The 8,535-nt window shown below is 62.5% G+C and carries 9 protein-coding genes; 3 read left to right on the top strand and 6 right to left on the bottom strand.

What is annotated here, in order from left to right; all coding sequences use genetic code 11:
* Positions 1 to 6 precede the first annotated feature (6 nt).
* A complete protein-coding gene (locus tag ACQR1B_RS29855) occupies positions 7 to 144 on the top strand; it encodes a helix-turn-helix domain-containing protein (RefSeq protein WP_434875143.1) in 138 nt (45 codons plus the stop codon).
* A 478-nt stretch (positions 145 to 622) separates the two neighbouring features.
* Here the strand turns inward: ACQR1B_RS29855 and ACQR1B_RS29850 are convergent, their stop codons facing one another.
* Positions 623 to 1,285, bottom strand: a complete 663-nt coding sequence (locus tag ACQR1B_RS29850; RefSeq protein ID WP_434835224.1) for a TetR/AcrR family transcriptional regulator — start codon at positions 1,283 to 1,285, stop codon at positions 623 to 625.
* Between the two features lie 77 nt (positions 1,286 to 1,362).
* Between ACQR1B_RS29850 and ACQR1B_RS29845 the strand changes: the two genes are divergently transcribed.
* Positions 1,363 to 2,346, top strand: coding sequence for an MBL fold metallo-hydrolase (locus tag ACQR1B_RS29845; RefSeq protein ID WP_434835223.1), 984 nt, complete (start codon positions 1,363 to 1,365; stop codon positions 2,344 to 2,346).
* A 246-nt stretch (positions 2,347 to 2,592) separates the two neighbouring features.
* Here ACQR1B_RS29845 and ACQR1B_RS29840 read toward each other — a convergent pair whose 3' ends face one another.
* Positions 2,593 to 3,015: a hypothetical protein gene (locus ACQR1B_RS29840; protein ID WP_434835222.1), complete on the bottom strand. Its 423-nt coding sequence runs from the start codon at positions 3,013 to 3,015 to the stop codon at positions 2,593 to 2,595.
* Positions 3,012 to 4,043, bottom strand: a complete 1,032-nt coding sequence (locus ACQR1B_RS29835) for an NADP-dependent oxidoreductase (RefSeq protein WP_434835221.1) — start codon at positions 4,041 to 4,043, stop codon at positions 3,012 to 3,014. Before ACQR1B_RS29835 ends, ACQR1B_RS29840 begins: the two co-directional genes overlap by 4 nt.
* 88 nt (positions 4,044 to 4,131) lie before the next feature.
* Between ACQR1B_RS29835 and ACQR1B_RS29830 the strand changes: the two genes are divergently transcribed.
* The gene (locus tag ACQR1B_RS29830) at positions 4,132 to 5,052 is read left to right on the top strand and encodes a LysR substrate-binding domain-containing protein (protein ID WP_434835220.1); all 921 of its coding nucleotides are present in this window, start codon (positions 4,132 to 4,134) and stop codon (positions 5,050 to 5,052) included.
* Positions 5,053 to 5,119: 67 nt separating this feature from the next.
* Here ACQR1B_RS29830 and ACQR1B_RS29825 read toward each other — a convergent pair whose 3' ends face one another.
* From ACQR1B_RS29825 to ACQR1B_RS29815, 3 genes are all read right to left on the bottom strand, one after another.
* Positions 5,120 to 6,613, bottom strand: coding sequence for an amidohydrolase family protein (locus tag ACQR1B_RS29825; protein ID WP_434835219.1), 1,494 nt, complete (start codon positions 6,611 to 6,613; stop codon positions 5,120 to 5,122).
* Positions 6,614 to 6,685: 72 nt separating this feature from the next.
* Positions 6,686 to 7,654 (bottom strand): branched-chain amino acid ABC transporter permease, encoded by a 969-nt coding sequence (locus tag ACQR1B_RS29820; protein WP_434835218.1) that lies wholly within the window; start codon positions 7,652 to 7,654, stop codon positions 6,686 to 6,688.
* A 1-nt stretch (position 7,655) separates the two neighbouring features.
* Positions 7,656 to 8,519 carry a branched-chain amino acid ABC transporter permease gene (locus tag ACQR1B_RS29815; RefSeq protein ID WP_434835217.1) on the bottom strand — a complete coding sequence of 288 codons (864 nt, stop codon included), beginning with the start codon at positions 8,517 to 8,519 and terminating at the stop codon, positions 7,656 to 7,658.
* Between the last annotated feature and the right edge of the window lie 16 nt (positions 8,520 to 8,535).

Genomic DNA, 8,535 nt, shown 5'->3' with positions numbered 1-8,535 from the left:
CTCACCATCGCCCGTGCAGCTTTGGCTAGAGGTGACGCGACTGTTGCTACGATCGCAAGCAAGGTTGGTTACGAGTCACAAAGCGCTTTTGCCCACGCCTTCAAGCGCGAGTTCGGCAGCACTCCGAAGGCTGGTCTCGCATAGCACACCATCCGAGGTAAGCTTCTCAGAGAGGCACTTGGTTCACTTCGTGCCCTCTGCGGTCGAATTGGCATCCCCAAGGGATACATCTCCGGCCGACATCGCGCGGGCAGCTGACGTCCCGGCTCCTGCGCCCGAGGTGGACCCCGCCCGAGACTGCCACGGCCGCGCGGCTCGAGCTCGGGCGGCTCCGGACAATAGGCGGGCAATTGCTGCAGAAAGACGTAGTAGGCCGCGAGATCAACGATGTCCTGGTCGGGCAGATTGGACGCGAATGGCGACGTCACTGCGTTCACCTGAACGCCCGCGTGGAAGTCCTCCAACTGCTTGTAAATCACCGCGCCATATTAGCCCGCGAAATTGGGGACGCGCTGCCGATGGCCCTGATGGCTTGGTTGTCAACCTCGGCAGCAGCAGCGGTGTTTGCGCGTGTCGGGTTGGCCCCCCATCCGGGTCGATCGGATGGCGACGGAGTGGCGGCTCAAGACTCGAGCAGATCGGGAACAGGCAGATCCTTTCCCAGTTCCGTAATGACTTTCTGAGCCGCTGCTTCCGCCCGCCTGCAGATGTCGTGCGGCGACGGAGCCGGCAGGCCAAGCAGCACACGATAATCATCGAGACCGACCAAACTCTCGAAAAAGGCATGGCCGATCTTGCGTCGTCGCTCGACCGGCATACCGGATGTTTCATCCCGAGTTGACAGAAAAGAGTCCAGTCTTTCGACGTGCGCGTTGATCAGCCCATCATACGCCAGTCCGCCAAGGTGCGGGAACCGACGTATCTCGGTCATGACGACCCGCAGCAGATTGGTCGTCTTCGCGCCGCGAATGCGCTCCTGGAACATCACGCCGACGAATACAAGAGTGTCCGCGAGCGGCTTCTTCAAAGCATCTTCGATCCTGGCCGACTCTTCCATATCGACCGGATGACAGGCGCTTTCGATCACTGCAGCAAAGAGATCATCCTTGGTTCGAGCATGGCGGTACAGCGTCATGATTGAAACGCCGGCCTCCCGGGCGATGCTCTCCATTCCACTGCCGGCATAGCCGTCCCGCACGAACGCCTGCTCGGCCGCCGCTACGATTGCAGCGCGCTTGCGCGCCATCACTTTCGCTCTCGGATGATCGGGCGACCAATCCCTCATGCCTGTTGACTCCTAACGATAGTCGCCATTATCGTTATGGCGATAGTCCACGCTATCGTTACACGAAAGGCGGATCAATGGCCCCGGCCACCGAAGGCGGAAACGCGCGCTTGGCGCGGATGCGTCGCCACCCGATCAGCAGCACGCTGTTCGGGCTCGCGATATTGCTCCTGGTGGCGCTGTCTTGGTTCGCATGGACTTTCGCTCCGGTCCGGCTCGATGTGCCGCAAATCGATGTCGGACCGCTCCCGCCGACCACCCCTCTGGCGTCCATGGCGATCAGCGCGATCCCGACAGGGACATACGAAACCCCCGCGGCGCTCGCATTTCGGGGCGGTTCGTGGAGCGAGAAGCGCGCATTCGCCGCGACCGGCATCCTCGTGCGGCATCCCAAAGGGAATCTACTGATCGACACCGGGTTCGGACGGAATGTCGAGCGGCAGTTGACGCTCCTCCCATCTCTCCAACAGTCGCCTCATCACCTCGGCACGCCCATCATCGATCGGCTGGCCAAGGCGGATGCCGACGCGATCACCGCGATCATCCCGACCCACGCGCACTGGGATCACATCAGCGGAGTCGACGACTTCCACGGCTTACCCGTCATGGTCAACGATGCCGGCCAGCGGTTCATCGACTCGCATGGTGAGGGGACCGAGGTACTCAACAGCTTCCATGGCGTCACCTATCGGACCTATCATTTCGACGGTGGCTCGTATCTCGGTTTCCCGAGCAGCCATGATGTATATAGCGACGGCTCGGTCGTGATCGTACCGGCGCCCGGCCATACGCCGGACTCGGTCGTGGTCTTCGTCAACCTGCCCTCGGGCAAGCGCTATGCCTTTGTCGGTGATCTCGTCTGGCAGATGGAAGGACTGACGCGGCCAGCAGAGAAGCCCTGGATGATGCGCTTTTTGATCGGCGAAGACCGGTCCGAAATACGGACAGCCATCGCCCGCATTCGCGCTGCAACCAAGCTCTATCCTCAGATCACGGCCGTTCCCGCACACGACGGTCGCGCGTTCAGCTCCATCGCCATCTATCCAGCATCAACCCGCTGACAAGCAGAATTAGTCTGGCACGAGGAAACATGTCGCCCTGTCGGATCGCGTGATCGTTCGTCCGGGAAAGACAACGCGCAGCAATGTACCGGCTCGACGCCTGATCCCTTTCGCCGAGATTGGGTCGATCCAGAGTACTCCCGCGCCTGCCACCGTGTTCTTCGAGAGTTGGATCGCCTTGGGTCGGCTCGTGGTCCGCAGCTATGATTTGCGGGGCGCAGCCTCGCACGACGATCCAACTGAACTTCAGCACGTACGGTCGACGATTGGGGCATGCGCTACACCGAGCCAATCAACCACCGGAGCTAGGTCTCCATCGATGCGGATCTCACCCAGAGACAGGGCCGCATCGCGAACGACAGCATATGCCGGGTCCGTGGCGTAAAGCAGGTTCAGCTCCCGGGCAGCCTTACGACTTATCTCGATCGTAACATCGCCACGCTCGTCCTTGCTGACACCGATCTGGAACGACGGTCTGCCATTCTTGACATCGATGCGGATGCCTTGGACGCGCCCGTTCTGCAACGGCGATCCATCGCGATATCGCTCAACGAGCGACCAGTTCAGATTGGGCGGCAGATTGGCACGGGAAGCAGCCTCACAGACCAGTTTTCCCACCATCTCAAACCACGCCGCAGTGCCCTGGGGGAGTTTCGCCGCGATGCTCACGACGGTTGCCCATGCTCGACCGTCAACACGATCTTGCCGCGAATATGCCCGGCAGCGGCGCGCTCATGGGCCTTGGCGGCTTCCACGAGGGAAAAGCGGCTGTCGATGGCGATGCGGATCGTGCCGTCATTCAACAGAGGCGCGATCTCCGCGAGTTGAGCGCCATTCGAGCGGACCTGTGTCGTGGATATCGTGACGCCGCGCTTCCTCGCCTCATCGCTTCCGTCGAAGCCCAGCGGGAAAATCGGGAACAGCGCACCGCCCCGCTTGAGCGTCGGCAGGAAGCGGCCTGTCTTTGGGCCACCTACCGCATCGACCACCAGATCAAGGTCTCGGGCGACGTCCTCGGCCGCCGTCTTGCTGTAGTCGATGAAGTCGTCCGCGCCGAGATCGCGCAGAAAGGCCTCGTTGCTCCCGGACGCGACCGCGATCACGCGCGCGCCTCGCCACTTCGCCAGTTGCACGACAAGATGGCCGACACCGCCCGCCGCGCCGTTGACGAGCACGGTCTTGCCCGCAAGCGGCACCGGCACATGCTGGTGCGGCTGCAACGGGTTCGGCTCCTCGTGCCCGAGGTCGATCAGGAACTGCCACGCGGTCAGCACGGACATCGGGGTCGCCGCCGCATGCTCATGGTCGATGCCGGCGGGCTTTCGGGCAAGCTCAGATGCGGGGATGGCGACATATTCCGCATAGGCACGGCTTTCGCCCGCCAGGCCGGCGGGGAAACGCACCATGGCATAGACCTCATCTCCGATAGCAAAACCCTGCACATCGTCCGCGGCCGCCTCGACAACGCCCGAGATGTCGGTGCCAGGGATGATCGGGAACGTGACCCTGGGCTGCCATTCGGGCGGGAGCATCCTGTATCCCTCGCGCAGATACCAGTCGGGCGGGTTGAGGCCGACGGCGTGAACGCGTACGAGCACCTCGCCCGCCTGAGGCACCGGCCTCGGCGCATCCTCATAGACCAGCACGCCGGGGCTGCCGAAGGCGTGCAAACGAACCGCTTTCATCATCGTGCTCATGAAACTCTCCACCGCTGTTCTGACGAGCAGAAACGTATCGCAGTGAGCACGGGTTGATAATGGTGGAACTTTTCGCTTTAGTTATTCCATGAAGGAACAACTTGCGCTGGAACGACTGACCGGGCTGATCGCCTTCGCGCGCGCCGGATCGCTGGGCAGCTTTACCGCAGCCGCCACATCGCTTGCGATTTCGCCGTCGGCGATCAGCAAGAGCGTCCAGCGCCTCGAACAGCAACTGGGCGTGTCTCTCTTCACTCGGACCACCCGTTCCCTGACGCTGACGCCGGAAGGTCGCGACCTGCATGAGCGCGCGGTGAGGCTGTTGCGCGACGCGGAGGAGATCGAGCAGGCCGCCAAAGCCGTCCGGTCCGAGCCGGCAGGCACGTTGCGGATCGCCGCGTCGCTGCCGATCGGGCTGCACCTGATCGCGCCGACCTTGCCGGCATTCCGCGAACGTCATCCCAAGGTGACGATCGACCTTCGGCTCGACGACCGGCTGGTCGATATCGTCGAGCAAGGCATCGACGTCGCAGTCCGCATCGGCGAGCTTGCGGATACGCGCCTGCTAGGCCGCCGGCTCGCGCCGTTGCGGCTCTGCGCCTATGCTTCCCCCCGCTATCTGGCGGCGCGCGGCACGCCGGCCCATCCGGACGAACTGGCGGCGCACGACACCGTCAACCTGCGCTATCAGAGCAGCGGGCAGACGTTCCGCTGGCCATTCAGGGTGGGAGAGCGCGAGATCGAGATGGTGCCCGCCTCCGGCATCACCGTCGACGCCAGCGAGGCGGTGGTGGCAATACTGGTCGCGGGCGGCGGCATCGGCATCAGCGCGTCCTTCATTGCCGCCCCCCACGTCGCGCGCGGCCAGTTGGTCCCGATCCTCGGCGACTTCGCCGTGGAACGCGAGACCATTACCGCGCTATGGCCCTCCAGCCGACGAACCAACCCAGCCGTTCGGGCCTTTCTCGATTATCTCGTCGAAGATGGCGCGCACGTGCCAATCGGCTGAGCCGCTCTTCAAGGCTGCGGGTGCGATCCGTCATCTCTACGCGGTCGGTCCCCGGGTTCGAGCTTGATCAGCGCTCCACGTGCCTTCGAACGGGCCGCCCTGGGCGAGCGGAAAGCGATAGTTCGCCGTTTGAAATGACACGCTCACCATTCACCAGCAGGTGCATGACACCCTGAGCTGGCGCATTCATGTGATGGAAGTCGGCGCGATCGGACAGCCGATCGAGGTCGAAAACGACAAGATCGGCATCGCAGCCAGGCTGCACGCGTCCCTTGATCCGCATCTGCGGCGTGCCAGGCTCCAAAATCTGAGCTGGTATCAGACTGCACTTGCGAATCCCATCGATCAACGACATCTCGCGCCGCTCATGAACCCATTCGCGCAGAAACTTGGAAAACGTGCCGGACGAGCGCGGATGCGACGTCGCGTCGGCCGGGAGCGGCCACTCGTCGCCTATGTATGTCGTACCATTGGCCAGGGTCCAGGGCATGGCATCGGACGCGATGGCCCCGCCGGGAAACATGACGGAGATATCCAGCAGGTCTCGATGCCGCGGGTTGACGGCGACGTCGAGGAAATGCAGCAGCACCAGGGCGCCGGGGTCCTTCGCTTGGCAGTCGATCAAATCCTCCCGATCTCGAAGCCGCCGGCGATCGACCAGAAGCTCGATGCTGCTGTAGTCCGATCCCATGCGTGCCGCGAAGTCGCGATCCGAGAAGAACTCGGCGCTCACGACGGTCGATCCCGTACCGTACGGATAGGCCTCGACCGTGACCTTCAAGCCCTGCAACTGGGCGGTCGAGACCAGCTTGGCCGCCCGCTCCACCTCGTGAAGGCTGGTGCTGTTGAAGTGACAAATATGCATATGCGCGCCGGTGGACCCTGCAAGTCCGATGAGCCGGGTATAGGCATCGATGGAGCTGCGCGGATCAACATTGGACATGTATGCGATATGGGTAAATGTCGGTACGCCTGAACGCGCGGCAAGTTCACAGAGCTGCGACAATTCCTTCATTCCCGTCCCGGGAGCATACCCGTTCGGAAAACCTATTCCGAGCCCACCTTCTCGCAACCCTGTATCGACCCGGTCCAGGATATCGTCCAACTCCTCGGGGCTCGCGACGTTGTCGATCCACCTCCTGTCGCTCGTCGCGCGGCCCATGCCTTCAAGACCTGGGGCGACCTGCTGCGCGGTCATCGTCGCGATGCGGCCGAACACCCAGCCGACCGATGCTCCATAGTTGAGAACCCGTCCCATATGGGCCTGTTCCTCGTACCATCTTCCAACCGGAAGGACTCCAAGCTCAAGCTCCAGCGCCGTGGTTACGCCATCGAAAGCCTGCATGCGATCGGCCGGGATCGATTGTCCGTGCGCATGAATGTCGATGAAGCCGGGGCTGACGATCAGGCCTTGCGCATCGATCGTATCCTGGTCGGCCTCCAGCCCATCGCCGACAACCGCGATTCTGCCGTCCTTGATTGCGACGTCGGCGATTCCATCGAAGTTCGTCTCAGGATCGATCACTCGTCCGCGGGAGATGACCAGATCGTATTTGCTCATTTATTTCCGTCCATGGGTGTCAATCAGACCGCAGCGCAAATCGTCGGCTTTCCTCGCAACGTGCCACCGCCGTCAGAGTGACCGGTTTCCAATTCGAGCAATTTCACCGACGATGCCGCGGCGGAACAACAGCACACAGGCGACAAAGATCACGCCCTGGATCACCTGCACCCACTGGCCGAAGCCGGCCAGGTGTTCCTGCATGGCCACGATCACGAAGGCGCCCACCACCGGCCCGAACACCGTCCCAAGGCCGCCCACCAGCGTCATCAGCACGATCTCACCGGACATGCTCCAGTGTACGTCCGTCAGCGAAGCGTTCTGGGCCACAAACACCTTCAGCGCGCCGGCCAGGCCGGCCAGGGAGCCCGACAGGACATAGGCAAGCAGCTTGTACTGGTCCGTCTTGTAACCCAGCGAAATCGCGCGCGGCTCGTTCTCGCGGATCGCCTTCAGCACTTCGCCGAACGGCGAGTTGATGGTGCGTAGGATCAACAGGAAGCCGGCGAGGAATCCGACCAGCACGACGTAGTACAGCGTCGTCGGCTTGGAGAGGTCGATCAAGCCGAACAGCTTGCCCTGCGGAATGCCCTGGATCCCGTCCTCGCCATGGGTGAACGGCGTCTGCAAGTAGACGAAATACAACAGCTGCGACAGCGCCAGCGTGATCATCGAGAAGTAGATGCCCTGGCGGCGGATCGAGATGTAGCCGGTAACCAGCGACAGCACGAAGGCGCCGGCGACGCCCGTGAGGATGCCGAGCTCCGGCGGGAAACCCCAGACCTTCAGCGCATGCGCGCTGCAATAGCCAGCTGTCCCTAAGAACATCGCGTGGCCGAACGACAGCAGGCCACCGTAGCCGATCAGGAGGTTGAAGGCGCAGGCCAAGAGCGCGAAGCATAGCGCCTGCATCACAAAGAACGGGTACAGGTTTGTGAACGGCACGATGGCGAGCAGCGCCGCCATGATGACCAACACGATCATCTCGTCGCGCATCGCGCGCGGGGTGATCGGCAGGATCTCGTCGGTGATCGTTGTCATCTCAGGCCGCCCGTCCGGTCAGACCCGTCGGCTTCACCAGCAGCACCAGGACCATCAGAACGAAGACCACGGTGTTGGAAGCCTCGGGATAAAAATACTTGGTCAGTCCCTCGATCACGCCGAGCGCGAAGCCGGTGATGATCGAGCCCATGATCGAGCCCATGCCGCCGATCACGACCACCGCGAACACGACGATGATCAGGTCGGCACCCATCAGCGGCCGCACCTGGTTGATCGGCGCCGACAGCACGCCGGCGAGCGCGGCGAGGCCGACGCCGAGGCCGTAGGTCAGCGTGATCATGCGCGGCACGTTGATGCCGAAGGCGCGCACCAGCGTGGGATTTTCGGTCGCGGCGCGCAAGTAAGCGCCGAGCCGGGTACGCTCGATCAGGAACCAAGTGGCGATGCAGACCACCAGCGAGAACACGACGACCCAGCCGCGATAGATCGGCAGGAACATGAAGCCGAGATTCATGCCGCCGCGGAGCTGATCGGGGATGGCGTATGGCAGGCCCGAGGAGCCGAAATAATTCTGGAAGATGCCCTGCACGATCAGCGCAATGCCGAAGGTGAGCAGCAGGCCGTAGAGATGGTCGAGCCCGGCGAGCCACTGCAGCAGGGTTCGCTCCAGGATCATGCCGAAGATGCCGACGATGATCGGCGCCAGCAGCAGCGCCCACCAGTAGTTGATGCCGCCGATATTCAGCAGGAAATAGGCGCAGAACGCGCCCATCATGTAAAGCGCGCCATGGGCGAAATTGATGATGTTGAGCATGCCGAAGATGACGGCAAGCCCGAGACTGAGCAGCGCGTAGAACGATCCGTTGATCAGTCCGACCAGAAGCTGTGCGTAGACGGCTTGCATCTTCGTTCCACTTTGT

It is taken from the genome of Bradyrhizobium oligotrophicum (genome assembly GCF_051168495.1).
In the GTDB taxonomy this organism is placed as follows: Bacteria; Pseudomonadota; Alphaproteobacteria; order Rhizobiales; family Xanthobacteraceae; genus Bradyrhizobium; species Bradyrhizobium oligotrophicum_A.
The sequence above is the reverse complement of the archived record's forward strand: the minus strand, read 5'-3'. Positions and strand labels throughout refer to the sequence as shown.

Bases quoted from the DNA above. Each gene is read 5' to 3' on its own strand.
- ACQR1B_RS29850 (WP_434835224.1), bottom strand. From the start codon at position 1,285: ATGAGGGATTGGTCGCCCGATCATCCGAGAGCGAAAGTGATGGCGCGC.
- ACQR1B_RS29845 (WP_434835223.1), top strand. From the start codon at position 1,363: ATGGCCCCGGCCACCGAAGGCGGAAACGCGCGCTTGGCGCGGATGCGT.
- ACQR1B_RS29835 (WP_434835221.1), bottom strand. From the start codon at position 4,043: ATGAGCACGATGATGAAAGCGGTTCGTTTGCACGCCTTCGGCAGCCCC.
- ACQR1B_RS29830 (WP_434835220.1), top strand. From the start codon at position 4,132: ATGAAGGAACAACTTGCGCTGGAACGACTGACCGGGCTGATCGCCTTC.
- ACQR1B_RS29825 (WP_434835219.1), bottom strand. From the start codon at position 6,613: ATGAGCAAATACGATCTGGTCATCTCCCGCGGACGAGTGATCGATCCT.
- ACQR1B_RS29820 (WP_434835218.1), bottom strand. From the start codon at position 7,654: ATGACAACGATCACCGACGAGATCCTGCCGATCACCCCGCGCGCGATG.
- ACQR1B_RS29815 (WP_434835217.1), bottom strand. From the start codon at position 8,519: ATGCAAGCCGTCTACGCACAGCTTCTGGTCGGACTGATCAACGGATCG.